Source organism: Peribacillus sp. SIMBA_075, assembly GCF_046534585.1.
Genome location: NZ_JAWRYN010000658.1, coordinates 1 through 270 on the forward strand (window position 1 = coordinate 1; position 270 = coordinate 270).

Here is a 270-nt window from a genome sequence, read left to right on the forward strand (position 1 = left end):
CACTGTAAAAAGCAACATCATAGAAGGGTGTATCGAAGTCTTCAAAGCATATCCTTAAATGAATATAATTGATGTAATCGCTTGTTTTACTAGAAGCACTACTACTTCCAATTATGGCACCAATTCCGCCTCCAATTGCTCCACCTACAGTTGCCCCTAAAATCGAATCTCCTTTAGACACTTTTGATACAGTACTGCCATCTATATTAACCTCAACATCAACTATATCTTTGAAGTCATAAGTTTTTATGACGGGAGTAACATTACTGT

General features: G+C 36.3%; 1 pseudogene. It reads right to left on the reverse strand.

Annotation, left to right across the window (positions count from 1 at the left end):
• A pseudogene (locus SB775_RS29820) lies at window positions 1-270 on the reverse strand (hypothetical protein); the annotation flags it as partial.